Genomic DNA, 26,478 nt, shown 5'->3' with positions numbered 1-26,478 from the left:
GCTAGGCGTCCCCTTTGTCCCATTTCGCGGTTGCGTCGGCGTCGCTTTCCCGTGCATCGACCCAGGCTGCGCCGCTGTCTTTTTCTTCGAGTTTCCAGAACGGCGCCTTGGTTTTGAGCCAGTCGATCAGGAAATGGCAGGCTTCGAAGGCAGCTTCCCGGTGCGGAGAGGCGCAGGCGACCAGGACGATTTGTTCGCCCGGCTCCATCCGACCGTAGCGATGAATGATCAGGCTGGCTTCGAGCGGCCAGCGCTTGTTGGCCTCCGCGTCGATCTGTTCCAGCATCTTCTCCGTCATACCGGGATAATGCTCCAGCGTCATGGCGCCGACATGCTCGCCATCGGCCATGTCGCGGACCTGCCCGACGAAGCTGGTGATGCCGCCGATATTGTGGTTCCCGGCACTGAGCGCGGAGAGTTCGGTGGCGAGATCGAAGTCTTCCTTCTGCACCCGGATCACGGCGTCAGCCCCCCGTTACCGGTGGGAAGAAGGCGACCTCGTCATTTGGGCCGATTGTTGCGTCGAGCTCGACGAATTCCTGGTTCACGGCAGCCCGCACCACCTTCATGTCCGAAAACGCGTCCTCGAAGCCGGGGCCGCGGGTTTTCAGCCAGGCCACCAGCCCCGCCACGTCTGTCACTGTCTCGGGCGGGGAGACATCTTCTTCTCCGATGCCGGTCTTGCCGCGCATCCAGGCGAAATACAAAATCTTCACAGGCCAACCTCGCTGAAGGGCAGGTAGTCGACAATATCTCCGGCTTTCACACCGGTGCAGTCTTCCGGCAGCTCGACAAGCCCGTCGGCCGCCACCATGGAGGAGAGTATCCCGGCTCCCTCCCGTTCGAACTTCACGGCTTCGAGACCGCCCGCGCCGGTGCGCTTCAGGGTGACGCGGACATATTCGCGCCGGTCCTGCTTCTTCTTGTAGTCGAAGGCCGCCCGGACCGGAAACAGCGCCGGATCCGTATCCGCCGCGCCGGCGAGCCGCTGGATCAGCGGCCGGGCAACCCGGAGGAAGGTCACCATCACGGCAACCGGATTTCCCGGCAGTCCGATGAAAGGCACCTTGCCGACCTGACCGAGGGCAACCGGACGCCCCGGCTTGATGGCGAGGCGCCAGAAATGCAGGGAGCCAAGGGACTCGACCGCGTTCCGCACGTGATCTTCGCCACCGGTTGAAACGCCGCCGGTGGTCATAATCATGTCGGCTTTCCCCGCCGCACCTTCAAGTCCGTCGCGAATGGCATCGAGCCTGTCGGGCAAGATGCCCATGTCGATCACTGCGCATCCGAGCCCGCGCAGTAGAGCGGAGATGGTGTGGCGGTTGGAATCGTAGATCGTGCCGTCGGGCGCGCTCGTTCCGGGGTCGCGCACCTCGTCGCCGGTCGAGAAGATCGCTACGCGCAGCGGTTTGCATATGTCGAGTTCAGTCAGTCCGACGGCAGCGGCAAGCCCGATATCCTGTGGCCGCAGGCGTGTGCCCGCTTCCAGAATTCGGGCGCCCTGTTTTACATCTTCACCGGCAAAGCGACGATTTGCGCCGCGCTTGATGCCGTTCGGAATAACGACGCGATCGACGGAGAGGCGGCAATCTTCCTGCATCAATACTGTGTCGGGGGATGTGCCGTCCGGGCCGGTCGGCATCGGGGCGCCGGTATAGATCTTTGTTGCCGTACCGCGTTTCTGCGGGCCGTCCATGGGGTGTCCTGCCGCGATGGTGGCGGTAACCGGCAGCACCGTTTCAGCCCCTTCGGCCAGATCGTCGAAATAGACGGCGAAACCGTCCACGGCTGAATTGTCGTGCGGTGGCACGGAGCGGCCTGCGATGACGTCGGTTGCCAGCACGCGCCCGAGGGCATCGGTGAGAGATACGGTTTCCGGTTCAACCACAGGGACTAGGATCTCCCGAAACCGGGCAAGCGCGTCTGCGACCGGGATCAGCTTCCCGCCGAAGGCGAAGCAGTCATCTGTCAGTTGCGACATGGCTCAAGCGGCTTTCGATAATCCAGTGAAGTCGAGAATATAGTCCGCCAACCCTGCAATATCGTTCAAATCGAGCACGGGAACAGTCGCGGCCTCAACCGGACCGTCCGATGCCACAGCCCGAATCAGCGGATCGTTCGGCTGGATCAGGGACTTTCCGGTGGCCACCCGGTAGATTTCCATCTTGTCGTGCGCGTGGTCCTTGAACCCCTCGATGATCAGCAGATCGACCGGACTCATATGCTGGACCAGCTCCTCGATGGTCGGCTCCGGGGTGCCGCGATTTTCGTGCATCAGGGCCCAGCGGTTCGCCGAGGTGACCAGCACCTCGCTGGCCCCGGCGGCGCGGTGCTCATAGGAATCCTTGCCCGGTTTGTCCACGTCGAAAGCGTGGTGGGCATGTTTCATGGTCGAGACGCGGACGCCGCGGGCGACAAGTTCAGGCAACAGCTTGACGAGCAATGTCGTCTTGCCGCTGCCGCTCCATCCGACAAGGCCGAAAATTTTCATGGGCGAAGTCTAGAGGGCCGGACGTGCCGGACTCAAGTCATGCATCAGCAGAAGCGCTTTTGCCGGTGCCGCCGGATTTCCTGCGAGCCCGTTCAGCCTCTGCTTCCGGGGTGACATGCAGCAGGCCGGAACGGAGATAATCATAGCCGGTGATCAGGGTCAGGATGGCCGCTGCCCACAACAGTCCCTCGCCGATCAGCACGGTAGGCAGCCATTCGGGACCTGCCGAGCCGACGATCAGAAAGCCGAGCGAGCCGATCTGGAAGGCTGTTTTCCATTTTGCCAGCCGACTGACCGGCATGCGCACCTGGATCTCCGCCAGGAATTCGCGCAGGCCAGAGACGAGGATCTCGCGCAGCAGAATAACCAGCGCCGGCAGCAGGCCGTAGCCGGAGATATGGTCGAGTGAACACAGAATCAGCAATACGGCACCGACCAGAAGCTTGTCCGCGATCGGGTCCAGCAGGCGGCCGAAATCGGAATGCTGGTTCATCGACCGGGCTAGATAGCCATCGAGATAATCGGTGATGCCGGCGAAGGCATAGAGGCCGAAAGCGATCCAACGGTAAGTGTCCTCGCCATACCAGATGAATCCCACAATGAGGGGGATCACGAGGATACGCGACATGGTGAGCAAATTGGGGAGGCCGGTCATATCTCTGCGCTGGTCTGAAGAGTGGGTGGGACGGCGATTCCGTCCTCGTATTCCATTGCCGAGACGCTACACCAATCAGGCCTCATCATGGAAGAAATCATAGATTTTTTTGGCTACAGTTTTGCTAATTCCGTCGACGGCTTCGAGATCCTGAAGTCCGGCGCGGGAAACCTCCCGGGCGGAGCCGAAATGATGCAGCAATGCCTTCTTGCGCTTGGCACCGATTCCGGGGACCTCGTCGATTTTCGACTGGCCGATCGCCTTGGTCCGTTTCGCCCTGTGCGTCTCGATGGCGAAGCGGTGGGCTTCGTCCCGCAGGCGCTGCAGAAAATACAGCACCGGATCGTTGATCGGCAGGGAGTAGGGCGCACGCTTGCCTGAGAAGAACCGCTCCCGCCCGGCATCCCTATCGGGTCCCTTGGCGATGGCGACAAGGGCGACATCCTCGATTCCGAGCTCGTCGAACACCTCCCGTACCGCGGTGTACTGGCCCTGGCCGCCATCGATTAGCACCAGATCCGGCCAGTTGCCCGAACTGCGGTCCGGATCTTCCTTCAGAGCCCGGCCGAAGCGGCGGGTCAATACCTGCCGCATCATGGCGTAATCGTCACCGGCCTGAACCGGCGCATCGCCGTTCTCGTCAGGCTCGACCGTCTCCGGCAGGGGCTTGTCCGCCGGGACCACATTGCGGATGTTGAATTTGCGGTAGGCGTTCTTCATCAGCCCCTCGGGCCCGGCGACGATCATGGCGCCGATCGAGTTGGTGCCCTGAATATGACTGTTGTCATAGACCTCGATGCGTTCGGGTGGGCCGTCCAGGTCCAGTGCTTCGGCGAGACCGTCCAGCAGGCGCCGTTGGGATGCGCTCTCGGCCAGCCGTCTAGCATGGGCTTCCTTGGCGTTTGAGAGCGCGTGCTCCATCAGCTTGCGCTTGGAGCCGCGCTGCGGGCGCAATACTTCGACCCTGCGTTCGGCCTTGGTCCCGAGGGCCTCGGCGATCAGCTCCTGTTCCGGCATGTCGTGGCTGACCAGAACCAGCTTGGGCGGCGGCTTGTTGTCGTAGAACTGGCCGACGAAAGCGGCGAGGATTTCTCCCGGCTCCATGCTCTTGTCGTGGCTCGGGAAATAAGCCCGGTTGCCGTAGTTGCTGCCGCCCCGGAAGAAGAACACCTGGATGCAGGCGGAGCCGCCTTCGCCATGCAGCGCCATCACGTCCGCATCCTCGACGCCTTCGACATTGATGTCTTGATGCGACTGGACATGGGCCAGCGCCCTGATCCGGTCTCGGTACCGGGCCGCGCTCTCGAAGTCGAGCGCGTCGCTTGCTTCCTGCATGCGCTCGGCGAGCTGCTGCGAGACCTTCCTGCTGGAGCCGCTCAGGAACGCCTTCGCCTGCTCGATCAGCTCGGCATAGTCTTCCTTGCTGACATAATCGACGCAGGGCGCAGCGCAGCGCTTGATTTGATATTGCAGGCAGGGACGGGTGCGGCTGGCGAATGTGGCGTCTGTGCAGTTCCGGATCAGGAAGGCGCGCTGCAGGGCAGTGATCGTTCGGTTGACCGCACCGGCAGAAGCGAAGGGGCCGAAATAGTCTCCCTTGCGGTTGCGGGCGCCGCGATGCTTGACCAGCTGCGGCCAGTCATGATCGCCGGTCAGCAGGATATAGGGGAAGGACTTGTCGTCGCGTAGCAGCACGTTGAAGCGTGGTCGCAGCTTCTTGATCAGGTTGCTTTCGAGCAGCAGCGCTTCGACTTCGGTATGGGTGCGCACGAATTCCATGCGCATGGTCTCGCTGACCATGCGGAAGATCCGGTGCGGCAGCTTGGCCGGGAAAGTGTAGTTCGCGACCCGCTTTTTCAGGCTCTGCGCCTTGCCGACATAGAGCACGTCGCCTGCGGCATCGAGCATGCGGTAGACGCCGGGCGCGTTTGGCAGCACTTTGACCTGCTGCTGGATCACCTTCACGCCCCGCGCGATATCCGCTTTCGGCTCCGCTGAAGGGAGCTGTTCCGGCAGATCCAGCTCGGGTTTTGTTGTCGACATACCGTCTTTGTAACCGATCTGATCGTAGCCGGAAACGGGCTGTCGCCAGCAAACCTTGAACGGGAGTTAAGGTTAACGTTATTGCCTGGGACTCTATCCCCGATATTTGTGGACAAGGCTGTGAATAACTCTCGTGTGCAGGGCTCGAGGACCCATTTTCTCTCAGTTTGGCCGCATTGCTCAAAATTTGAGCAAATATGGCAACCAATTGAAATATAACAAAAAATACCCTAGAACGCTGATTCTGATCACTATTTGTGACGAAGTCATGACTCATTCGTGTCTTTGGTGGCTATTGATGCAAAATGTGCAAAAAATTCTCCCTAACGCAGTCGTGGCTTTTCGCGCTCGGCGCACAAGGATAGGGTCGGCAAAGCTGATTTTGACTGCATGAGTGAAGCCTGTTTCCAGATGACAAGAAACGCTGCTGAAAAAAGGACAGCCCTTGTGACCGGAGGTGCCCGCCGCGTCGGCGCGGAGCTGTGCCGGGGGCTCGCTAAGGATGGCTGGCATGTAGCGGTGCATTTCAACGGCTCGGGCTCGGACGCGGAAGCCCTGGTTGGCGAGATTCGTGCCGCTGGAGGCTCTGCCGAGGCCCTGCAGTGCGACCTCTCTGACCCGGGTGCCGTCCTCCGCCTGATTGACCGTGCGGCCGACGGGGCACCGCCGCTTGGCCTGCTGGTGAACAATGCCGCTTTGTTCGAGGATGACCGGCTGGGCAGCCTGACGACAGAATTGATCGACAGGCATCATGCCGTGAATGTTCGAGCGCCGGCACTTCTATCGCGTGCCTTTGCCGAAATTGTAGGCAGACAGGCTGGAGAGGGCATCGGCCCCCGCACCGATTGTTGCATCGTGAACTTGCTGGACAACAAGGTGTTCGGCCCGAACCCGGATTATCTTTCTTATTCCCTGACCAAATTCGCGCTGCACGGCATGACGCAAATGCTGGCGATGGAGCTGGCGCCGGATATCCGGGTGGCCGGCATCGCGCCCGGCGTGACCCTGCCGAGCGGGCCGCAGTCTCAGGAGGAATTCGAGCGCTCGCAGAAATCTCTCATGCTTGGGCGCGGCTCGACGCCGGAGCAGATCCTGGCGGCATTGCGCTTCATCCTCGCGGCGCCCGCCTTCACCGGTCAGTGCATCACCATCGATGGCGGCCAGGTTCTGCAGGCCATGCCGCGCGACGTCGCCTTCATGGACAATGCAGACACTCCGAACGAGGGAGGCCGCTAGGCGTGCCGATCACGAACGCAAGGATCCTGCTGGAGAATTTCGCGGTGATCGCGGATATCGGCATCCACGATTTCGAGCGCGGCAAGCCACAGCGCGTGCTGGTGAGTGTTGAGATGGATGTCGATGTCGATCCGACCGGCGCCGCCGATTCAATCGAGCGGGTGCTTGACTACGATTTCGTCCGCACCGAGATCCTGGATCTGGTGGCGCGCCGCCGTTTCAACCTGCAGGAAACTCTCTGTCACGCCATCGTCGAAATGATTGCGGAGCGGCCTGTGGTGCGCCGCGCCCGTGTGACCACGCGCAAACCCGATGTGTACGAGGATTGCGAGGCGGTCGGCTTCAGCCTGCTGTACGAGCGCTGAGGTAACGGCTAGCCGGTGATCAGTCTGGTCAGGTCGACGAACTGGTCGATGATGAACAGCGCGTAGCTGAAGAAGAACAGCACCGCCAGCGGCCGGCCGAGGGTCTTCAGGCCGAGTGCGGCCGTGACGAAGACAGTGGTGACGCCGAGCATGACCCAGAGGTCTGATTCCATGATTTCCGCCGGGATGCTGAGCGGTGTGACGATCGAGACCACACCGAGGATGCCGAGCGTGTTGAAGATGTTGCTGCCGATGATGTTGCCCAATGCAACATCGTTATGGCGGCGGACGGCGGCGACCACTGTGGTGGCCAGTTCCGGCATGGAGGTGCCCAGCGCCACCATGGTGATGCCGATCACCGTCTCCGAGACACCGAGCAGCCGGGCCACATCGACAGCACCGTCAACCAGCAGGCGCGCGCCGAAGACCACGCCGACCAAGCCGATGATCGTGTAGATTACCGCCTTCTGCATAGTGTCTGGCAGATTGTCGAACTCGTCCACTTCCTTGGCGTGGATGCTGTCGTCGTTCGAGCAGCTCCGGCGGTCGGTTATGTAGCAATAGATAAGGAAACACACGAGCGCGCTGAGCATGATGATGCCCTGCCAGCGTTCGATCACGCCGGCATGGCATAGAATCACGAAGACGATGGTGGAGAGCAGCAGGACGAAGCCGTCGCGCCGCAGCGCCGGGTCGCCGCAGGCGAAGGGATAGATCACCCCGACGGTGCCGATCATCAAAAGGATGTTAGCGATGTTGCTGCCGACCACATTGCCGATAGCGATGCCGTCATGGCCGTGCAGCGCCGCTTTCAGGCTGACGAACAGTTCCGGTGCCGAAGTACCGAAGGCGATGACCGTGAGGCCGATGAGATGCGGGGAGATCTTCAGGATGCGGGAGCCGCCGACCGCGCCGCGGATCATGATCTCCGCGGCAACGAGCAGGAGTACGAGTCCGCCGATGGAAAGGGCGAGGGGGGCGATCAAGCGGGGACTCCCAGTTGCATACAATTTGGCAACTTATGACGACACTCTGCGGTCACGGAAACAGCCTTCCAAGGACGATGGCTAACACCGGATTCTGGATAGGCCCGCCCCCTCAATCTGGCGGCGGGCTACGGTGGGCCTAAATGATTGCTCCTAGATATTAGACCTTTGCCTGCGCTTTCAATCCTTTTGATGCCTTCGGGAGGTATTCTCTGCGCAGCGGGCGGCGACAAAGTGGATCGCTCTGAACCCTTTGCTTTTATGCAGCTTTTTAGTCGATTGAGAAATGCTCGGCGTCAGGAGATATTAACTGCGGCGCCGGCCGGAGCCGCGCTTGGATGATTTGCCCCTGTCCGGCTTGCCTTTCGGGGGCTGCACCGGGCCCTTGACCCGGACCACGGCGCCCTTGGGCAGCGGCTTGCCGTCCAGCGTCATGCCGAGATCCGCCGCTTCCAGCCGCTTGATTTCGTCCCGCAGACGGCCGGCTTCCTCGAATTCCAGATCGGCGGCGGCGGCATGCATGGCCTGCTCCAGCTCGGCGATGACCTGCTTGATGTCCTTGCCGACCAGCTCGCCCTCGTCGGAGCCGGTCTCGACCGTGACATGGTCGCCGCGCTCATAGACGCTTTCCAGGATGTCGCCGATGCTCTTCTTCACGCTTTCCGGCGTGATGCCGTGCTCCTTGTTATATTCCTCCTGCCGCGCCCGGCGCCGGTTGGTCTCGTCGATGGCGTATTGCAGGCTGTTGGTCATCTTGTCGGCATAGAGCAGCACCCGGCCCTCAATGTTCCGGGCGGCGCGGCCGATGGTCTGTACCAGCGAAGTCTTCGAGCGCAGATAGCCTTCCTTGTCCGCATCCAGGATGGCGACGAGCGCGCATTCCGGGATATCCAGCCCCTCACGCAGCAGGTTGATGCCGATCAGCACATCGAACACGCCGAGCCGCAGGTCGCGGATGATCTCGATCCGCTCCAGCGTATCCACGTCGGAATGGATGTAGCGCACCTTGATGCCGGCCTCGTGCATGTATTCGGTCAGCGCCTCGGCCATCTTCTTGGTCAGCGTGGTGATCAGCACCCGCTGGCCGAGCGATGCGCAGGTCTTGCATTCGGCGATTACGTCATCGACCTGGGTCTCGGTCGGCCGGATGATGCAGACCGGGTCGATCAGGCCGGTCGGCCGGACAAGCTGCTCGATGAAGGCACCGCCGGTACGGTCCAGCTCCCACGGGCCGGGGGTGGCGGAGACGAACACGGTCTGCGGCCGCATATCCTCCCACTCCTCGAACTTCAGCGGGCGGTTATCGAGGCAGGAGGGCAGCCGGAAGCCGAATTCGGAAAGCGTCGATTTGCGCGCGAAATCGCCTTTATACATGGCGCCGATCTGCGGCACGGTGACGTGGCTTTCGTCCACGATCAGCATGGCGTTCTCGGGCAGGTACTCGAACAGGGTCGGCGGCGGCTCGCCCGGATTGCGGCCCGAAAGATAGCGGGAATAGTTCTCGATCCCGGCGCAGGAGCCGGTCGCCTCCATCATCTCCATGTCGAAGACGGTGCGCTGCTCCAGCCGTTGCGCTTCCAGCAGTTTGCCCGCCTTGTGCATCTCGTCCAGCCGCAGCTTCAGCTCCTGCTTGATCGACTTCACCGCCTGATGCAGCGTCGGCTTCGGCGTCACATAGTGGCTGTTGGCGAAGATCCGGACCTGCTCCAGCTCGGCCGACTTCCGGCCGGTCAGGGGATCGAATTCCTGGATACTCTCCACCTCGTCGCCGAACAGGGACAGCCGCCAGGCCTGGTCCTCAAGGTGGGCCGGAAAAATCTCGATGGAATCCCCCCGCACCCGGAAAGTGCCGCGGTGGAAGCTGGCATCGTTCCGCTTGTATTGCAGCTCGACGAGCTGACGCATCAGCTTGGTCTGGTCGATGGTGCTGCCGGCCTTCACATTGACCGTCATCTTGCCGTAGGTTTCGACCGCCCCGATACCGTAGATGCAGGACACGGACGCGACGATGATGACGTCATCCCGCTCCAGCAGCGCACGCGTCGCGGAGTGCCGCATCCGGTCGATCTGCTCGTTGATCGTCGCTTCCTTCTCGACGAACGTATCGGTGCGCGGGACGTAGGCCTCGGGCTGGTAATAGTCGTAATAGGAAACGAAATACTCGACCGCGTTGTTCGGGAAGAAGCTCTTCATCTCCCCGTAAAGCTGCGCGGCGAGGGTCTTGTTCGGCGCCAGAACCAGGGCCGGCCGTTTAACCTGCTGGATCACATGCGCCATGGTGAAGGTCTTGCCCGAGCCGGTAACCCCGAGCAGCACCTGATCCATCTCCCCCGCGGTAATCCCGCCAATCAGCTCCGCAATCGCCGCCGGCTGATCGCCCGCGGGCTTGTACTCCGAGACAATCTCAAACGGCCGCCCCCGGTCCTGCGGCGCAGCATCGGACTTCAGGTCGGGCTTCACGGCGCCGTAAAGCGGCTGCGGGCGAGGATCGTCGAGTTGCGTGCTCATGAGGGGAATGTAGGGGGGCTTGCTCACTTAAAGAAGGGTTATTGTAGTTTATTAAGGTGTTCGAGTGCGCGCGTTTAGCGCGATAAAAAAAAGCCATACGAGTATAGTTTTTGAAGGGGATGAGGGCGGAGGGTTTTGCCAGATTTACCTGATTGCGTTGTTGTCGTTGATTGAGTGGCGAAAATTATCTGATTAATAAAAAGTTGATTTGGGGGTGCATGTGAAGGGTGAAGATATTGTCTTGTATAGAATAATTGATTTTTTTGAGCTTGTTGATCTGATTTCTACAGGAACGATGAGGTTTACAAATGCATCAAATTTCAAAGATAGAAATGAACTGTTGGGGGTATTTTTTCGGATTTTAGAGAATCCGGTGACGCATCCTTTCAGTAAAGGCGAGATTGATAAAATAATAGAATCATACGAGGAGTGTAAACAGTCGTATTTTATTTCTTGTTGGTCGAAAAGAAGAGATAGTATCGCGATGTGGGAGTTGTATTCTCCACATTTTTCAGGTGTGCAAGTGGGAGTTAAGAAAAGATTAATAGTAAGAAGTGTAGAAAAATTCGTAAAAGATAATAATTTTGCTAAGGCGCACTATGCGTCTCCCTCTGACGGCCGCCTTCTTTTTTATCCGGTCGAATATGGTGATTGTATATATGTCGATTACGATAAAATTCTTAGTGATATGAAGGAAAAATTTTTTGATTTCTATTCCAGATGGAGCGGCCGGGCTCGGCTGGAGGAGGATAAATTCAAAAAGGAATATAAGGCGTTTTCCAATGAAATGACAGAGAGTAGTATTTGTGGTGAGTTTTTAAAAGATATCGCCTATAGGCATGAGGAGGAATTTAGATTTGTTCTTCGGTCCGTGACGAGAAATGATCGAGAATATGAAGATTGCCGGAAAGATCCGTTTTTTGTTTTATTTGATTCTCATTTGCGTGGTGCACGATTGAGTGATTTTAGTGGGAATAATATCTTTCTTGAATTTGATTCGGCCGAGATTGATGAGGTCTGGATTGATAGCAGAATGCCGGATTGGAAGAAGGAAGTTCAGATTAAGATTCTCCGCGACCTTGGCGTCGAAGCCTCCGTTTCCGGGGCTTATGGGAGGTTTTTTGATAGGCATGATCTGACGCCAATGCGTGATTAAGGTAAATAGGGGGACATGAATTGATTATGGGGACACAGCGCCTAATTCCGCTAAATTGGGCAATAGAATCATCCGTCAGACAGGTCCAATGTTCGATCCACGCCGCTTGTTAGTCTCCCTCGTGACCGAGCCGGTCCTGTTTCCGGGTTTGAGACTCAGAAGCCTGTTGCTGTTGTCTTTGGTCTTCTTCATCCCGCCTGTTTTTTGGATCGTCGGCTTCGCGATCGACATGGTGGTGATTGGCCTCACGTTCGGCCTCTTCTCTCCCTTAAGTGATGTCGGGCGTTTGAGTGGTTTTGAGTTTCTTGTCGGATTCTACGGCTTGTTTTTGCTTATTCTATTCGGGTTCTACTGGCTCAACAGATGGTGCAGCCGGACACTTGTGCGTCCAATAGAACTGCGGTCGACATTGGAGCGGTTGGCGCCAATTATTCTGAACATCTATTTCTTCGTTTGGATTCTCTCCCTACCTGCGTGCTTTGTCCGATTCTTCGTGGCGATGCAGACGGTGATCAAGTGAACGCTTCTGCAATGGCGATTAAAGGGACACGGCGATTAAAGGGACACGCACCTAATTCCCCTAAAGGGAAATAAGGGGACACGCACCCAACTCGCTCACCGTCTCCTAAGTCGTCTCCCCCGCTCGCGCGGCGCAATTAGGCACTCCGCCGGCACCTTCCATTCCGTATGCAATCGCGAAATCGCCGCCTTCGGGGCTGTCCGGAGCCGCGTCCATCAGGGCGTCGACCCGCGTCAGTGCCGCCGCGTGGTCGGCCTCGGTCTTGATCGGGCGTATTTACATCATTTGCTTCTTCACTGGCCTTTCCGACGTGCAGGCCTTTGACGAAAGCCTCTCATCCTCCATAAATCCTATGATATCGTACCATCAATGCACCTCTGGAGGAGCGCATATGAGCGTTGTACGCAGGGCCATCTCCATCACGGAACAGCAGGATGCGTGGATCAAGGATCGGATCGCATCGGGTCAGTACGCGAACCAGAGCGAATATATCCGCGACCTGATCCGTCGGGATCAGGCGGATGCGGTTGAGACCGAAGCGATCCGCGCTGCCCTTGCCGAAGCGGAGGAAAGTGGCCCGTCCGAGCCGTTCGATGCGGAGAAATTCAAGGCGGAGATGAAAGCGGAGTATGGCCGGGTCTGAAGTCCGCCTCGCCCCCAAGGCGCGGAAGGATCTGATCGCGATATGGCGGTTCTCGGCCCGGCTTTGGGGTGCGTCACGCGCGGACCGCTACATTGACGAACTCTCGGCTGCTTTTGCTCTGCTGGCGGAACTGCCTTTCGCCGGAAGCGCGTGCGACGATATCCGGACGGGATATCGCCGCCATCCTGTCCAGCGGCACATGATCTATTACCGGCGGACAAAGGCAGGAATTGAGGTCATGCGCATCCTGCACGCGCGCATGGTGCCACAGCTCTGAGAGAGTCGTGGTCAATCATGCAGCCTCCGGCGCCTTCAGACTCTCATAACTCACCACCCGTCGCAGTCCGCTGAACAGCGACACGGCGAAGGACGCGAAGAACGCCAGAACCACGAACATGATCCCGACCTCCGCACCGGCGCTTCCCGCGACCGCGCCGCCGATCAGGGCGCCGAGGGGGCGGACGCCGTAGATGGCTGTCTGGATTACCGCGTTGACCCTTCCGAGCAGGGCGGGCGGGGTGACGAGCTGGCGGACGGAGTTCTGCGCGATCAGCCACATGGACGGGCCGAAGCCGATGAAGAAGAAGCAGGCGTAAAGCTGGACTGCGGGGCTTTCGGGGCCGATCAGCAGGATGCCGGCGGCGGCGATGGCGGAGCTGCCCGGACCGAACAGCAGCACAAAGCGCGGGGCGAGCTTGTCGGCGATGCGGCCCGACAGCCAGGAGCCGGTAAAGGCGGCCAGCCCGAAGGCCGACAGGGCAACGCCGAAAGCGCCGGGATCGAAGTGATAGAGATCCCGGATGGCGGGCACCAGCACGACCAGCAGGGCGGCGAAGGCGAGGTTCCAGAAGATCGCGCAGAACGAGATGGCAAGCAGCAGCTTGTGGGTGACGACATAGCGTCCGCCCTCAAGGATCTGGGTGATCCGGGAGACGGGCTGTTTTTGACTGGTCTCGAATGTCGGCAGGCTCGTGGTGAAGAGCAGCGCGCCCAGAGCCGCACATGCAGCGGCGGCATAAATCAGCGGCGGGGATATGCCCGCCACCAGCAGGCCGATCGCCAGAGGAACCGCGAAACTGCAGAGCGCGCGCGGTGTCTCGATGGCGGCATTGGCACGGGCCAGTCCGGTCGCCGGTGCGGCTTTCGGGAGGATCGACAGGGCGGTGAGCGCGAACAGGACGGTGCCGAACCCGGCCAGCGTGATACCGGCACCGAACCAGGCGACAGTACCGGCCCAGACACCGAGCCCGGCGCCGGTGAAGCCCGTAAGCGCTATCAGCGAGGATGCGATGGCGAGGCTGCGCAACTGCCGCCGGTCCACCAGCATGCCGAAAGGGATCGAGCCCAGGAGGTGCGCCATGGACTGGCAGGCGACGAGAATGCCGATGAGTTCGGCGGAGGCGTTGAAGACCAGCGCGGCGACAAGCGGCACCGAGACGAGGGCGATCTGATCGCCCAGATGCGTGCCATAGGCGGCACCGGCGAGACGGTGAATGACGGACATGGGACTCTCCAAAACGTTTCGCCGGGTGATACGCACCGGTCCGGTTTCGGGATATCCGATTGTTGCGCGGGTTTTCTGTCCGTTTCGTGGTGGGTCAGGGGCGGTACTGCTGGCTGGACAACCATCTCGCAGACGGCAAGTTTTCCTGAATAATTGAAAACCCATTATTTTATCAGGTTATGAATATGCTAAGGTAATTGTTAAAGTTTAACGCAAGATACCGATACCCCGCAGAGAAGGCACACCATATGGGCATGCGCATTCGCGAGGATTATCGCGGCATTACCGGGCCGGAAAAGGCGGGCATCCTTTTGATGTCTCTTGGCGAAGAGCAGGCTGGCAAGTTGTTTGCCTTGCTCGACGACGAAGAAATCAAGGAAGTCTCGCAGGTTATGGCGGGGCTCGGAACCGTCAGCTCCAACATCGTCGAACGCCTCTTTGTCGAATTCGCCGAACAGGTTTCCTCGACCGGCTCTCTCGTCGGCTCCATGGATTCGACCGAGCGGCTGCTGACCAAGGTGCTCGGCGGCGACCGCGTCGGCGATATCATGGAAGAGATCCGTGGTCCGGCCGGCCGCACGATGTGGGACAAGCTCGCCAATGTGAACGAGCAGGTTCTCGCGAACTTCCTGAAGAATGAGTACCCGCAGACCGTCGCCGTGATCCTCGGCAAGATCGGTCAGGCCCATGCGGGCAAGGTGCTGTCGATCCTGCCGGAAAACTTCGCGATGGAAGTCGTCATGCGGATGCTCCGCATGGAAGCGGTGAACAAGGACATCGAGAAAGACGTGGAGCGCGTGCTGCGCACCGAGTTCATGTCGAACCTGGCGCGCACCAACCGGCGCGACAGTCACGAGATGATGGCGGAGATCTTCAATAATCTGGATCGGGCGACCGAGTCCCGTTTCCTGTCGGCTCTTGAAGAGCGCAACAAGGACAGTGCGGAGAAGATTCGCAGCCTGATGTTCACTTTCGAGGATCTTTCCCGTGTCGATCCGGCGGGTGTGCAGACGCTGCTCCGCGCGCTCGACAAAGACAAGCTCACCATCGCGCTGAAGGGCGCGTCGGAGGAGTTGAAAGACCTGTTCTTCTCCAACATGTCCGAACGCGCGGCCAAGCTGCTGCGAGAGGACATGCAGTCGCTCGGCCCGATGCGCCTCAAGGATGTGGAGGAGGCCCAGACTGCCATGGTGACGGCCGCGAAGGACCTCGCCGACAGAGGCGAGCTTGTGATCGGCGGCTCCGGCGGCGACGACGAACTGGTTTACTGACGCGGGCTAGCCAACACTCACTCTACCCAACATTCGCCGTTAGCCCGCCATCCACCGGCAGGCAGATTCCAGTGATATACCCGGCCTCGTCCGAGGCCAGGAACAGCGCCGCATTGGCGACGTCCCAAGCGGTTCCGGTATGGCCCTTAAGCGGGACGTCCGCCGCACGCTCGGCGCGGATTTCGTCGCGTGCCTTGCCGGTTTCGTTTGCCCGCCGCTCGATCGCCATCGGCGTATCCATCAGGCCCGGCAGGATCGAGATCGCGCGGATGCCGTAGGGCGCGTTCTCCATCGCGATATGGTGGGTCATGGTGTTTACCGCACCCTTGCTGGTCTTGTAGGTGACGGTGCCGCGGGCGGCGATCGACGAGGTTGAGGAGATGTTCAGGATCACGCCGGAGCGCTGCTCCCGCATCACCGGGAGCACGTGCTTGCAGGTCATGAACATGCCCTTGAGGTTCATGTTCATGATCTCGTCCCACATGTCCGCATCCATATCCGGCGTCGGCTTGTCTCCGCGCGAGCGGCCGACATTGTTGTGCAGGATATCGATGCGCCCGAAGCGTTCGACGCAGGCCTCGGCGATGCGGCGGCAATCCTCTTCCCGGGTGATGTCGGCGACAGCGACTTCCGCCTCGGCCCCAGACTCCCGGCAAAGCGCGGCGGTTTCCCCGGCCCAGTCGGCGTTCGCGTCGACCAGCAGGAGTTTCGCGCCTTCCTCGGCAAAGCGGAGGGCGACGGCCCGCCCGTTCCCTACGGTTTCGCCCGGTTGCTGCCCTGCTCCGACGATGATCGCGACCTTGTCTTTCAAACGCATGAGGATTCCCCGCCCTTAAATTTTATGTGGGCGCAGTCTCCTCAAGTTCGGGGCGGTTGGCAAATTGCGGAGGCGTTGGCCTCCGCTTCTGTGTGACCGGGCTCGTGCCTACTGTTTCGGCAGGCCGCCTTTTTTGATCGCCATGTTCGTGAACTTGTTGAGGGCGCCGGTCATTTTCTTGAACACTTCATCCCGGTCGGCGATGCCGTGGCGCTTTGCCAGCCAAGCGGGATCGGTATAGCCGAGCTTCACGGACCCGTCCGCCGCCTGCCATGCCAACGCTTTCAGCGGCAGGTCCAGTCCGATCTTCGGGTTAGACTGCATCAGCGGCGTGCCGATTTTCGGTGTCCCGAAGATGATCAGGGCCGTCGGCGCCAGCTCCATGCCGACCTTCTTGGCGCCCTTGGCATGATCGATCCGGGCAAAGATCGTGATGCCCGCTCGCTCAAGCGCGATGCCGAGGCGGTCGAGAGTCTTGGTCACGCCGAAGTCGCTCGTCTTGACGATCATCCCGTCGCCTTCGGCCCGGGCGAGACTGGGAGCCAAGGTGATGACGCCAAGAAATAACACTGCCAAAGCGCCTATGTGTAGCTTGTGTCGCACGAGATTTTCTCCTTGGCCTGAGGCTGAATTCTCAATTGAATGCGAACCCTATTGCGACCATCCCGCGATCAACAGTCACATTCGCGCTATTGAATATTTAGGCAACGGGCCCGGGCCGGCGCATTCACTTTCCCATTTGAGCGCAGCAAGCACGCACACCATCCACCCCGGGAGGAGGATCGCATCCCGGGGCGATGGTGTGTCCGCCTAGAACATCAGACGGAAGCCGACGACGAGCGAGACCACGTCATCATCCTCGCCCTCGGCCCGGACCAGCCGCCCACTCTTGCCGAAGGTCCGCTCCCAATGCACGCCGACATAGGGTGCAATGGCGCGATCAAGCAGGTCGTAACTCAGGCGGCCGCCGACTTCGAGTTTCGGGCCGAAGGCCGCCCGTGAGGTCGCTTCGTCGTCGACGAGGGGGATGTCCAGCTCAATGCTCGGGGTGAAGATCACGCGGTTGGTGATCAGGCCTTCATACTCGACCTCGAAGCGGGCGGACGGATATTCCGAGAGGTAAAGATCCGCATCCACCTCGAACCACTGCTTGGCGAGGCCGTGCAGTCCGAGCACACCATAGGTCCGGTGCGGGCCTTCGTCCGGGCTGTCATAGCGCACCCCCGCCACGGCATCGAAGAACGTGCTCACCGGGACCTGCAGGCGGAGTTGGTTCTCCAGGGTCTCGAAACTGCTCGGCCCTGTGGCGTATTCCGCCTCGCTGCGCCAGACGACCTTCAACTCGTCCGTGCCAACAAAGGCGTCGGCATCCCAGGCAAAGGCTTCGGAGCCTTCGCCGCTGCGCCATTCCAGTTGCTCCGCCTGGATCCCCCAAAAGAGCTGTTCGGCGGATACCGGGCTGGCGAGAAGGAAAGCCGAAAAAGCGGAAAGGGCTGCGTATCGTGTGAACATCGCTCAGCCCTCCGTCTTCACAGGGAGTGCGGCGGCCTTGCCTTCGGGGCCGCCCTCGACGATGACCTTGCGGAACATGCCGCTGTCGGCGTGGTAGGACAGGTGGCAATGGAACGCCCACTGGCCCGGCGCGTCGACCTCGGTCTCCATGAAGAGTGTGGTGCCGGGGGCGACGCTGACCACGTGCTTGACCGGGTTCCACTTGCCCTTGCCGGTATCAAGGATCGACCACATGCCATGCAGGTGCATCGGGTGGGTCATCATGGTCTCGTTGACGAACTTGAAGCGGACCCGTTCTCCATATTGCAGCCGGATCGGCTCGGCGTCGGCATATTTGATGCCGTTGATCGACCACATGTAACGCTCCATGTTGCCGGTCAGGCGAAGCTCGATTTCGCGGGTCGCCTCGCGATGGGGGTAGAGCGGTTTCTGGGTTCTCAGATCATTGTAGGAGAGGAACTTGCCGCCGTTCGCCGCTGTCGGCATGAGGCCGCTGCCCGGAGCGTAGAACGGGTCGGAGGTGCCCATGTCCATGGTGCTGTGGTCCATGCCTTTCATGGTGGAGCCGTCCGGCATCGTATGTGCGCCGACGGGCATCGCCATTTTGCTGTGATCCATGCCTTTCATGGCCGAGCCGTCCGGCATCGTGTGCGTGCCGCCGGCCATACTCATGGCGCCGTGATCCATGCCTTCATGGGCCATGCCCATGTCCGCCATGGTCAGCAGTGGCGGCTTGCGCAGGTCCGGGATATCACCTTTCTGACCTTCGGCCGTGGCGAGTGTCCCGCGTACGGAGGATGTCCGGCCCATGGATTCGGCGAAAATGGCGAAGGGCGTGTCCTCTTTCGGCTGGACCAGGATGTCGTAGGTTTCGGCGACGGCAATCCGGAACTCGTCGACCGGCACCGGCAGGACATTGTTCCCGTCCGCCTGCACGACCGTCATTTTCAAACCGGGTATCCGGATGTCGAAATAGGTCATGGCGGACGAATTGATGAAGCGCAGCCGGATGCGTTCTCCCGGCGTGAACAGGCCGGTCCAGTTCTGTGCCGAGCTTTTGCCGTTCATCAGGGGCGTGAAGCCCTGAAGATCCTCGATGTCGGTCGGCATCATCCGCATGTCGCCCCAGGCAGAGCGGTCCGACAGCGCGGCATCGAAGCCTTGCTCCCTGGTGTCCCGCAGGAAGTCGAACAGGGTGCGCTGCTTGCGGTTGTAGTAATCCGGCATCATCTTGAGGTTGCGCATGATGCGGTTGCCCGAATGCGGATGCGCGTCGGTCAGCTGAACCACGTATTCGCGATCATAGCGGAACGGCTCGCGCTTCGTCGGCTCGATGACGATGGCGCCGTAGGCCCCGTCCGGTTCCTGGAAGCCGGTATGGCTGTGGAACCAGTAGGTGCCGCTCTGCACGATTGGAAAGCGGTAGGTGAAGGTCTCGCCGGGTGCAATGCCCTCGTAGCTGATCCCGGGCACGCCATCCTGCTCAAAGGGCAGGATCAGGCCATGCCAGTGGATCGAGGTTGGCTCGCTGAGGTTATTCGTCACCCTGATGGTGACATCCTCGCCTTCCCTGAAGCGCAGAACCGGTCCCGGCGTGGCGCCGTTATAACCGATGCCGCTGCGGGTGAAGGCGCCGGTGTCGACCGTGACCGGGTCGACGGTGAGAGAGTATTCGCCAGCCGTGGCGGCGCCCGAGAGCGCTGCCGCCAGACCGGCGCCGAGCAGGAATGCCCGGCGCAAAAGTCCGATTGTCATGGATGAGTTCCAGTCGAATATATGGTGATCGGCAGCTCTGCGACTGCGCATGCTTGCGTCAGTGGCTCAGTTTGACCTTGCCGTGCATACCGGTCTCGTAGTGGCCTGGCACATTGCAGGCGAATTCGAGGTCTGCATGCTTCGGGAAGGTCCAGACGATCTCGCCGGACTTGCCTGGCTCCAGCAGCACGCTGTTTGCCTCGTTATGCATGCCGTGTCCCATGGACGCTTGCATGGCCTTCGCCGCTTCAAGGTTAATGCGATCCGGCTCGAGTACGCCGTGCTCCATCATCATCATCATTTCCGGACGGTGGGCCTCGTGCATCGCCGCCGTGGCGATGTTGAATTCATGCACGAATTCGCCGGCGTTGCGGACCACGAAGCGGATGGTCTCGCCTTCCTTTATGTCCAGTGATTCAGGCTCGTAATAATTGTCGTACATGGTGATTTCGATGGTTCGGGAGACCTTGGCGGGGTCACCCGGCTTGCCGATTTTCATATCGTGCATACCGTGACCGCCGCCATGCGAGCCGGCAGCAAGGGCCGGGCCTGAGGAGAGCAGGGCAAACGAAAGGCTGGCGCCAAGGACAGCGCCAAGGATGCTGGAAGAGGACATGTGTGTTCCTTCACGAACTGAGTAGATTTCTGAATTCAGCGGCCCGGCCGGATGGCGGGCGCCTGAAGTGATTGAAATCCGGTCAGATACGTGGAGGCGGTGTCTCGGCGGTGAGACTGATTCCCCGGAGCTGTGCGTCTGGAGTGGTGAAGAGTGAGAAACCGATATGGCCCGATGAAACCAGGTGTCCGGTTTCCGGAGGAAAAAAGCCGGTATGGCAGTGGGATGCGGTTAAGTCAGCGCATGTCGTCACCTGATTGTCCGAACATCCGGTGTCCGGGCAAAACGCGGCAATGATCCGAGCAATTTCCTCGTGATCTATCGGCGCGCCAATGGCGTTATCGATAGCCGCGCTCGAGATGCCATCATGTGCTGGCATGCCGTGCCCGAACGACGGGAGCGCCGTCATCAGCAGGATCGCTGCCGCTATGAATGTTGTTCGCCACATGAAGTCTTTTTTAAGGCTTCCACCGACTGGAAGGTCAAGCGATAAACTTTACCGCTATGACTTTCCCTTTGAAACGCGGACGGTCGCCAAGTCAGCACGGCGCTTCAGGGTACTTAATTGGCGACATTCAGGTTATTGCCAGAGCGCCCGCCCGGGTTGGAGGGCGGGCACCGAGGCAAGGGCGTTTACTTGTTGACGTTCTGGCAGTCGCGAGGGCCGGTTCCCCAGCTTTTCCCGCCGCCATTTTTGCATTGCCGCTTGGTGTATAGCTCGGGGTCTTTTCCCTTTGGATATGTTCCGTCCGCCCGGCAGTTGTGATGGAAATAGCAATATTCCTTGGTGGATACGGGCAAGAAATTGTGTTTGGCAAAGCCATGAGCTGCCTTGGGCACATATGTTGCGAGCACGATGTCCGCGGAGGCGATCCGGCAGCTATTAACTGCGACTGTTGGAGAGGGGGCACAGATGGATGCGCCACCTCCCGCGGAGGCTGGGCTGTGCAACAGGAAAGCCGGTGCGACCAGTGCCAAAGCCAAAGCCAGAATTCTTACGGTACGGGGCGATTTCTTGAACATAAGCTCCTCCAAAATGCGTGATGCGTGTCCTGGAGGACGCTCCGTTCAAAAGAAATGTGAAACCGAGGTTAGGGATTAGAGTATGAATACGCTCATTTTCCCCACTTCAGCGCGATTGGGTCAACCTCCCGCGCCAGTTCTAGCAACTCCGCGCGGGTTTCTGGATGCAGCGGCGCCACCGGGTGCCGTACATGCTCGCTCGCGATCACGCCGCCTTCTTTCATCACCGCCTTGCTGGCGCGCCAGCCGCATTGGCGGTTCTCGAAATTGATCAGCGGCAGCAGGCGTTCGTAGATCCGTTTTGCCTCAGCCCGATCTCCCGCGAGGTGTGCCGCGATGGCGGGGCGGATCATGTCGGGGATCATGGCTGAGGTCATGGAGCCGGTGGCGCCGGCATCGAGATCTGCCAGTAAAGTGATTGCTTCCTCGCCGTCGAACGGGCCCTCGACGGCATCGCCGCCGGCCTCGATCAGGGCGCGGAGCTTGGCCGCTGCCTGAGGAACCTCGATCTTGAACAGCTTCACCTGCTCGATTTCTTTTGCCATGCGCACCAGAAACGGCACGGAGAGGGCGACGCCGGAAAGCGGGGCGTCCTGCACCATGATCGGGATGCCGCCGGCTTGGCTGGCACGCTCGAAATGCTCGAACATGCCGGTCTCGTCCGCTTTCAGCGCGGCGCCGTGGTAGGGCGGCAGCATCATCACCATGGCGGCCCCCAGTGCCGCCGCCTCGCGGGCCCGCGCCTCGACAATGCCGGTGGAGAAATGGGAGATGGTGACGATCACCGGCACGCGGCCCGCCGTGTGCTCAAGGCAAAGCCGGGTCAGGTCGGCCCGCTCCGCGTCGCTCAGCAGGAACTGCTCGGAGAAATTGGCGAGGATGCAGATGCCGTCCACACCTTGGTCCACCATGCAGTCGATGACGCGCTTCATGCTCTCGAAATCGACTGCGCCATCGTCGCTAAAGGGCGTCGGCGCAACCGGCCAGATGCCGGAATAGGGTTTGCTGGTCATGGTGTTTTTCCTCCCTCGGTTCTTTTGCACGCAAGATGAGCCGTTCCGGGAGGCATGTCACTTGCCGATCCGCGCAGTGTGTTGCTTCGGTTCTGATATGGTCTTGAGATATAATTCTGGCGTCGGAGTAGATTTGGCGTCATCACACCGCCGCATGCGCAATAGGACTGAAGACGAGGATTGAAGGAGCTTCCTGAATTGACGGACGCGTCACACATCGCTGCACCTGATAACGACGTCCCGTTCGTGGTCGCGGCGCTTTACAAGTTTACCGCCCTGCCGGATTTCGAGGCTCGCCAGCCGGCGCTGCTGGAAGCCTGCCGCATGGCGGATGTGTACGGTACGCTTTTGCTGGCGTCCGAAGGCATCAACGGCACCATTGCTGGCGGCCGGAGCGGCATCGACGCGGTGCTTGCGCATATTCGCGGCATTCCCGGCTGTCAGGATATGGAGCTGAAGGAATCCTTCGCCTATGTGAACCCCTTCTTCCGCATGAAGGTCCGGCTGAAAAAAGAGATTGTCACGATGGGCGTGCCGGACATCGACCCGACCGAGAGCGTCGGCACCTATGTCGAGCCCGACGCCTGGAACGATCTGATCAGCGATCCGGACGTCATCCTGATCGATACAAGGAACGCCTATGAAGTCGGTATCGGCACATTCAAGCGGGCGATCGATCCCGACACGACGACGTTCCGGGAGTTTCCGGACTGGTTTCGGAAGCAGGAAAGCCTGTCCCCCGAGGCCGTTCGCGGCAAGAAGGTGGCGATGTTCTGTACCGGAGGTATTCGCTGTGAGAAGGCCACAGCGTTTGTCAAACAGCAGGGCATCGAGGATGTTTTCCATCTGAAGGGCGGAATTCTGAAATATCTTGAAACCGTTCCCCCGGAAGAGTCGCTGTGGGAAGGGGAGTGCTTCGTCTTCGACCAGCGCGTGTCCATAAAACACGGCCTGGAACTCGGCAGCTACGATATGTGCCATGCCTGTCGCATGCCCATTGATGAGCAGGACAAGGCTTCATCCCTTTATGTCCCCGGTGTCTCTTGCCCGTTATGCCACAGCTCCAGCGACGACAGGCAGAAGAGGCGTTTCGAGGAGCGTGAACGTCAGGTGGAATTGGCGGAGCAGCGGGGCGAGAAGCATATCGGTAGCGCGCATAAAGTGCCGTCAACCGACTCCGGGGAGCAAAGTGACTGAAGGCCCGGCCATCAACGGGCCGGAGACTTCAGGCGGCCCGCTTCCCGTCCTCTATTCATTTCGCCGCTGTCCTTATGCCATGCGTGCGCGACTGGCCCTGACGGTAAGCCAGCAGGATTGCGTGCTCCGTGAGGTTGTCCTTCGGGACAAGCCAGCTGAGATGCTGAAGCTTTCCCCGAAGGGAACGGTCCCCGTCCTGCATTTGCCCCATGGGCAGGTGCTGGAGCAAAGCCTCGACATCATGCGGTGGACGCTTGCGCGACATGACCCGGAAGGCTGGCTCAACCCGGAGACCGGCAGCGTGGCGGAGATGGAAGCGCTGATCGGCGAGTGCGACGGGACCTTCAAGCATCACCTCGACCGCTATAAGTATTCTGTCCGGTATGGCCCCGAAACCGATCCTCTTTATCATCGAGGTGAAGGCGCGACTTTTCTCAACCACTTGAACGAGCGTCTGAAAGGCCAGGCTCACCTGTTCGGAAACCGGCCAAGCCTTGCGGATTTCGCTATATTTCCCTTCGTGCGCCAGTTCGCCAATACCGGCCGTGAATGGTTCGACGCCCAACCTCTGTCAGATCTGCAAGCCTGGCTCTCAGGTCATCTGAACTCGGACATTTTCCAGTCGGTCATGCGCCGGAGGGAGGGCACTGACGGCGCTGCGGCGCAGAGGTTGCTGAACTGAAATCACGGCTTTGGTGGGGCGGGATTAATGAAAGCTCGCCTCGTCGCGGAGGGAGCAGAGATTGCCGTCCGGGTCGGTGAAGTTGGCGATGGTGCCCCACGAATAGGTCTCGATCTCCAGCGCGATGCCCTTGGCCCGGAGTTCCGCTGCGGCGGCTTCTACATCCTCGACATTGAAGCGTAGTTTGGTCGGGTTTTGTGCGAGGCTTTTTCGTGCGGCTGGAGGCGGGCCGTCGACCTCGATCATCAGGTATGCATCGCCGAAGGCGCAGCACGTGAGATGCGATCCGGGTTCGTCCTTTGTGTACATCACCGCGAGGCCAAGCGTTCCTATGTAGAATTCCACACAGCGTTCGTAATTACTGGTGAAGAGGATGATGCCGTGGCGGGTGAAGTTCATCGTCGTGCTTCCTTAATCGGTGCTCTGAGCCTTGTTCTGGACGCAGCGCCTGCATGAGCGCTGGCGAGAAGACGTCCAATGCGTCGGTACTGACCCTCAACCTTGCAGCAGGGTATGGAGGCCGTAGTAAAGGATGAAGGCGTTGACGAAGGCGAGATAGTAGAGGCCGGTCATAAAATAGGCCTCCATCTGTGGCGACTTTGTGGTGAGCACCAGGATGTAACGTGCATCGGTCGGGCCGCGGACGATTAGTACGAACAGGACGGCATTGATCATCAGGTGGCCGATGGCATCGACCAGGCCGAACTCGAAGATGCCGAGTACCAGCAGGGTCTGGAAGGCAAAGGCGATCAAGCGGGTCGCCACCGAGGCCGCGCCCAACAAGGTGAAGATGATCACGAACTCCACGAACCCGGCCAGCACCATGTAGATTTCCGGGTCGATGCCCATCAAAATCCCAGGATGTTTGGCCAGCAGCGGATAGGTCCAATCCGGAAAGGCAAATTTCTCGATCGAGAGCCAGAGAAAATTGATCCCGGTGACAGCGTAAAGGGTCACAAAGCCCGATTTTTTCCACCCATTTGAGGTACTGGCGGTCGCCAAGAAGAAATAGGAGATCGCCGGGAAGATCAGGTAGTCGATCAGATGGAAAACGCCGTAATCGCGCAGTGCCAGGGCGTAAAGCAGCAGGATCCCAGCACCCAGCAGCGGCGTGGTCCACCGGCTGAACGCGCAGAGCGCTATGGCGAGTTGGAACCAGGGCACCCAGTCCTGATCGGCCGCCAGCTCCGGTGCAAGGTAGAAGCTGATCCCGCCGAATTCGGCCATGGCCCACGCCGATGCAAAGAACAGACCTGCCGCGCCGCGCATAATCAGGATCGAAAGCCCGTCGAAGACCTTCAGCCGCTGGTGGAACGCGTCCAGGATGCCGCGACGCAGCGCTATGCGGTCGACCACGAAAAACAGGTAAACAAGACCGACCGAGATCAGGAAGAACGTTACGAAAATAGAGCTCAGTACCGCGTCGATAGACTTGGGCTGGGCCGAGACGTCGAAAGGCTCGAACCACTTGATATGTGCCGCTGCTGGCGAAGCGATCGACATCGTCGCAAGCAGGATTGTGAGGGTACGGACCATCTTCATTGCGAAATGTCCTCTGCCGCGTCTGAGGTGGCCTTCGAGCCTTGGAAAATCGGCTGGTAGAAATTGTGTTCCCTGCCGGAGACAGTCACCGCGATCTCGATGATGAGCAGATCCAATATGGTTAACGCTCAGCTCATAGGTGAGGAATATACTCCGATGATCGAGGCATCAACTTTCAATTCGAGGTGTCGGAGACCTTTCCGGATGCGGGCGCAGGCCTAACTCTCGGTATCATGTGTTTCTATCTGCCAAACAGAATGCCCATCTCCCGCCGCAAAATCATTGGGTTCCTCGGCGTGATAGGGGCTACCTCACTCATCCCTGGGACATTCGCCATGGCTTCCGGCTCTCCGGTTATCGACGATCTTTCTCATCCGCATCCGCAGTCGTCTCGCGGCACGCACTGGCAACTCGTCTCCGATCAGGTGATGGGCGGCGTTTCGGCGGGAGAGATGACGCGGGAGACAGTCGATGGCCGCGTGGCGCTCCGCATGCGCGGCGAGGTGAGCCTGGAAAACAACGGGGGCTTTCTGCAGCTGGCGCTTGATCTCAATCCGGACGGGGCTCCGATGGACGCCTCCGGCTGGAAAGGGATCGAGCTGCAGGTGCTGGGTGCGGGGGAAGCTTACAATCTGCATCTGCGAACCGAAGACATGACGCGTCCCTGGCAATCCTATCGCGCGGATTTCATCGCCAACCCGGACTGGCATACCGTTCGGCTCGATTTTGCCGATTTCGAGGCCCATCGACTGGAGGCGCCGCTTGATCTGTCCAAGCTCCGGCGCATCGGTCTCGTGGCCATCGGCCGCGCCTTCGACGCCGATCTGGCGGTTTCCGGGGGCCGGTTCTACGCGTGATTGGGTGGGTGGCCTTCCGGCGCCGCTAGAATGCGGATAGCATTGCGACAGGGCCGCCTCTGGCGCTGTAACTTCGTGCATCT

The 26,478-nt window shown here is 60.0% G+C and carries 29 protein-coding genes; 10 read left to right on the top strand and 19 right to left on the bottom strand.

Annotated elements, in window-relative coordinates; translation table 11 throughout:
• Nucleotide 1: 1 nt before the first annotated feature.
• The 6 genes from K328_RS0109690 to uvrC all read right to left on the bottom strand — a co-directional run bounded on the left by K328_RS0109690 (nucleotide 2) and on the right by uvrC (nucleotide 5,192).
• Entirely contained in the window at nucleotides 2-460 is a 459-nt protein-coding gene (locus K328_RS0109690; RefSeq protein WP_028465818.1) for a molybdenum cofactor biosynthesis protein MoaE, read from the bottom strand.
• Between the two features lie 4 nt (nucleotides 461-464).
• Nucleotides 465-716, bottom strand: coding sequence for a molybdopterin converting factor subunit 1 (moaD, locus tag K328_RS0109685; RefSeq protein ID WP_028465817.1), 252 nt, complete (start codon nucleotides 714-716; stop codon nucleotides 465-467).
• The gene (locus tag K328_RS0109680) at nucleotides 713-1,984 is read right to left on the bottom strand and encodes a molybdopterin molybdotransferase MoeA (protein WP_028465816.1); all 1,272 of its coding nucleotides are present in this window, start codon (nucleotides 1,982-1,984) and stop codon (nucleotides 713-715) included. The genes moaD and K328_RS0109680 overlap by 4 nt, the downstream gene beginning before the upstream one ends.
• Nucleotides 1,985-1,987: 3 nt before the next feature.
• On the bottom strand, nucleotides 1,988-2,494 hold the full coding sequence (gene mobB / locus K328_RS0109675) for a molybdopterin-guanine dinucleotide biosynthesis protein B (RefSeq protein ID WP_028465815.1): 507 nt from the start codon (nucleotides 2,492-2,494) through the stop codon (nucleotides 1,988-1,990).
• 37 nt (nucleotides 2,495-2,531) lie between these two features.
• Nucleotides 2,532-3,149 (bottom strand): CDP-diacylglycerol--glycerol-3-phosphate 3-phosphatidyltransferase, encoded by a 618-nt coding sequence (gene pgsA / locus K328_RS23300; protein ID WP_051284696.1) that lies wholly within the window; start codon nucleotides 3,147-3,149, stop codon nucleotides 2,532-2,534.
• 75 nt (nucleotides 3,150-3,224) lie between these two features.
• A complete protein-coding gene (uvrC, locus tag K328_RS0109665) occupies nucleotides 3,225-5,192 on the bottom strand; it encodes an excinuclease ABC subunit UvrC (RefSeq protein ID WP_051284695.1) in 1,968 nt (655 codons plus the stop codon).
• Between the two features lie 390 nt (nucleotides 5,193-5,582).
• Between uvrC and K328_RS0109660 the strand changes: the two genes are divergently transcribed.
• Both K328_RS0109660 and K328_RS0109655 read left to right on the top strand, forming a co-directional pair.
• Nucleotides 5,583-6,428, top strand: a complete 846-nt coding sequence (locus tag K328_RS0109660; protein WP_342665271.1) for an SDR family oxidoreductase — start codon at nucleotides 5,583-5,585, stop codon at nucleotides 6,426-6,428.
• A 2-nt stretch (nucleotides 6,429-6,430) separates the two neighbouring features.
• Nucleotides 6,431-6,793 carry a dihydroneopterin aldolase gene (locus K328_RS0109655; RefSeq protein WP_028465812.1) on the top strand — a complete coding sequence of 121 codons (363 nt, stop codon included), beginning with the start codon at nucleotides 6,431-6,433 and terminating at the stop codon, nucleotides 6,791-6,793.
• A gap of 8 nt (nucleotides 6,794-6,801) precedes the next feature.
• Here K328_RS0109655 and K328_RS23295 read toward each other — a convergent pair whose 3' ends face one another.
• Together K328_RS23295 and uvrB are read right to left on the bottom strand one after the other, a co-directional pair.
• Entirely contained in the window at nucleotides 6,802-7,779 is a 978-nt protein-coding gene (locus tag K328_RS23295) for a calcium/sodium antiporter (RefSeq protein ID WP_036553296.1), read from the bottom strand.
• A gap of 306 nt (nucleotides 7,780-8,085) precedes the next feature.
• On the bottom strand, nucleotides 8,086-10,287 hold the full coding sequence (gene uvrB, locus K328_RS0109645; RefSeq protein WP_036553294.1) for an excinuclease ABC subunit UvrB: 2,202 nt from the start codon (nucleotides 10,285-10,287) through the stop codon (nucleotides 8,086-8,088).
• A 220-nt stretch (nucleotides 10,288-10,507) separates the two neighbouring features.
• Here uvrB and K328_RS26640 point away from each other — a divergent pair, with 220 nt between their 5' ends.
• The 4 genes from K328_RS26640 to K328_RS0109625 all read left to right on the top strand — a co-directional run bounded on the left by K328_RS26640 (nucleotide 10,508) and on the right by K328_RS0109625 (nucleotide 12,883).
• Nucleotides 10,508-11,443: a DUF2971 domain-containing protein gene (locus K328_RS26640; protein ID WP_156901216.1), complete on the top strand. Its 936-nt coding sequence runs from the start codon at nucleotides 10,508-10,510 to the stop codon at nucleotides 11,441-11,443.
• A gap of 88 nt (nucleotides 11,444-11,531) precedes the next feature.
• The gene (locus K328_RS0109635; protein WP_028465809.1) at nucleotides 11,532-11,963 is read left to right on the top strand and encodes a hypothetical protein; all 432 of its coding nucleotides are present in this window, start codon (nucleotides 11,532-11,534) and stop codon (nucleotides 11,961-11,963) included.
• 391 nt (nucleotides 11,964-12,354) lie between these two features.
• Nucleotides 12,355-12,606 carry a type II toxin-antitoxin system ParD family antitoxin gene (locus K328_RS0109630; protein WP_028465808.1) on the top strand — a complete coding sequence of 84 codons (252 nt, stop codon included), beginning with the start codon at nucleotides 12,355-12,357 and terminating at the stop codon, nucleotides 12,604-12,606.
• The gene (locus K328_RS0109625) at nucleotides 12,593-12,883 is read left to right on the top strand and encodes a type II toxin-antitoxin system RelE/ParE family toxin (protein WP_028465807.1); all 291 of its coding nucleotides are present in this window, start codon (nucleotides 12,593-12,595) and stop codon (nucleotides 12,881-12,883) included. The genes K328_RS0109630 and K328_RS0109625 overlap by 14 nt, the downstream gene beginning before the upstream one ends.
• A gap of 15 nt (nucleotides 12,884-12,898) precedes the next feature.
• On the opposite strand, the gene K328_RS25750 is transcribed toward K328_RS0109625, so the two are convergent.
• Entirely contained in the window at nucleotides 12,899-14,110 is a 1,212-nt protein-coding gene (locus K328_RS25750; protein ID WP_028465806.1) for an MFS transporter, read from the bottom strand.
• A gap of 248 nt (nucleotides 14,111-14,358) precedes the next feature.
• On the opposite strand from K328_RS25750, the gene fliG reads away from it, so the two are divergent.
• Nucleotides 14,359-15,381: a flagellar motor switch protein FliG gene (gene fliG / locus K328_RS0109615; RefSeq protein WP_028465805.1), complete on the top strand. Its 1,023-nt coding sequence runs from the start codon at nucleotides 14,359-14,361 to the stop codon at nucleotides 15,379-15,381.
• A 22-nt stretch (nucleotides 15,382-15,403) separates the two neighbouring features.
• On the opposite strand, the gene K328_RS0109610 is transcribed toward fliG, so the two are convergent.
• From K328_RS0109610 to K328_RS0109575, 8 genes are all read right to left on the bottom strand, one after another.
• Nucleotides 15,404-16,198, bottom strand: coding sequence for an SDR family NAD(P)-dependent oxidoreductase (locus K328_RS0109610; RefSeq protein WP_028465804.1), 795 nt, complete (start codon nucleotides 16,196-16,198; stop codon nucleotides 15,404-15,406).
• A 108-nt stretch (nucleotides 16,199-16,306) separates the two neighbouring features.
• On the bottom strand, nucleotides 16,307-16,801 hold the full coding sequence (locus K328_RS0109605) for a DUF302 domain-containing protein (RefSeq protein ID WP_051284694.1): 495 nt from the start codon (nucleotides 16,799-16,801) through the stop codon (nucleotides 16,307-16,309).
• A gap of 207 nt (nucleotides 16,802-17,008) precedes the next feature.
• Nucleotides 17,009-17,710 (bottom strand): copper resistance protein B, encoded by a 702-nt coding sequence (locus tag K328_RS0109600; RefSeq protein ID WP_028465802.1) that lies wholly within the window; start codon nucleotides 17,708-17,710, stop codon nucleotides 17,009-17,011.
• A gap of 3 nt (nucleotides 17,711-17,713) precedes the next feature.
• Complete coding sequence (locus K328_RS0109595) at nucleotides 17,714-19,465, bottom strand: copper resistance system multicopper oxidase (RefSeq protein WP_036553291.1); 1,752 nt, start codon at nucleotides 19,463-19,465, stop codon at nucleotides 17,714-17,716.
• Nucleotides 19,466-19,523: 58 nt separating this feature from the next.
• Nucleotides 19,524-20,081 carry a cupredoxin domain-containing protein gene (locus K328_RS0109590; RefSeq protein WP_028465800.1) on the bottom strand — a complete coding sequence of 186 codons (558 nt, stop codon included), beginning with the start codon at nucleotides 20,079-20,081 and terminating at the stop codon, nucleotides 19,524-19,526.
• An 82-nt stretch (nucleotides 20,082-20,163) separates the two neighbouring features.
• Nucleotides 20,164-20,529, bottom strand: a complete 366-nt coding sequence (locus tag K328_RS0109585) for a hypothetical protein (protein ID WP_028465799.1) — start codon at nucleotides 20,527-20,529, stop codon at nucleotides 20,164-20,166.
• A gap of 185 nt (nucleotides 20,530-20,714) precedes the next feature.
• Nucleotides 20,715-21,104 carry a hypothetical protein gene (locus K328_RS26635; protein WP_036553288.1) on the bottom strand — a complete coding sequence of 130 codons (390 nt, stop codon included), beginning with the start codon at nucleotides 21,102-21,104 and terminating at the stop codon, nucleotides 20,715-20,717.
• A gap of 92 nt (nucleotides 21,105-21,196) precedes the next feature.
• A complete protein-coding gene (locus K328_RS0109575; protein WP_028465798.1) occupies nucleotides 21,197-22,117 on the bottom strand; it encodes a dihydrodipicolinate synthase family protein in 921 nt (306 codons plus the stop codon).
• 198 nt (nucleotides 22,118-22,315) lie between these two features.
• Between K328_RS0109575 and trhO the strand changes: the two genes are divergently transcribed.
• Nucleotides 22,316-23,314 carry an oxygen-dependent tRNA uridine(34) hydroxylase TrhO gene (trhO, locus tag K328_RS0109570; protein ID WP_281169429.1) on the top strand — a complete coding sequence of 333 codons (999 nt, stop codon included), beginning with the start codon at nucleotides 22,316-22,318 and terminating at the stop codon, nucleotides 23,312-23,314.
• Nucleotides 23,307-23,996, top strand: coding sequence for a glutathione S-transferase (locus K328_RS0109565; RefSeq protein WP_245577434.1), 690 nt, complete (start codon nucleotides 23,307-23,309; stop codon nucleotides 23,994-23,996). Before trhO ends, K328_RS0109565 begins: the two co-directional genes overlap by 8 nt.
• Nucleotides 23,997-24,020: 24 nt before the next feature.
• On the opposite strand, the gene K328_RS0109560 is transcribed toward K328_RS0109565, so the two are convergent.
• Nucleotides 24,021-24,395, bottom strand: coding sequence for a VOC family protein (locus K328_RS0109560; protein WP_028465795.1), 375 nt, complete (start codon nucleotides 24,393-24,395; stop codon nucleotides 24,021-24,023).
• Nucleotides 24,396-24,491: 96 nt separating this feature from the next.
• On the bottom strand, nucleotides 24,492-25,538 hold the full coding sequence (locus tag K328_RS25740) for a hypothetical protein (protein WP_051284693.1): 1,047 nt from the start codon (nucleotides 25,536-25,538) through the stop codon (nucleotides 24,492-24,494).
• A gap of 335 nt (nucleotides 25,539-25,873) precedes the next feature.
• Between K328_RS25740 and K328_RS0109545 the strand changes: the two genes are divergently transcribed.
• Nucleotides 25,874-26,395, top strand: a complete 522-nt coding sequence (locus tag K328_RS0109545) for a CIA30 family protein (RefSeq protein ID WP_028465794.1) — start codon at nucleotides 25,874-25,876, stop codon at nucleotides 26,393-26,395.
• Nucleotides 26,396-26,478: the final 83 nt, after the last annotated feature.

Origin of the sequence: Nisaea denitrificans DSM 18348 (assembly GCF_000426505.1) — a bacterium.
Taxonomy (GTDB): Bacteria; Pseudomonadota; Alphaproteobacteria; order Thalassobaculales; family Thalassobaculaceae; genus Nisaea; species Nisaea denitrificans.
This window is presented reverse-complemented; position numbering and strand designations above follow the sequence as displayed.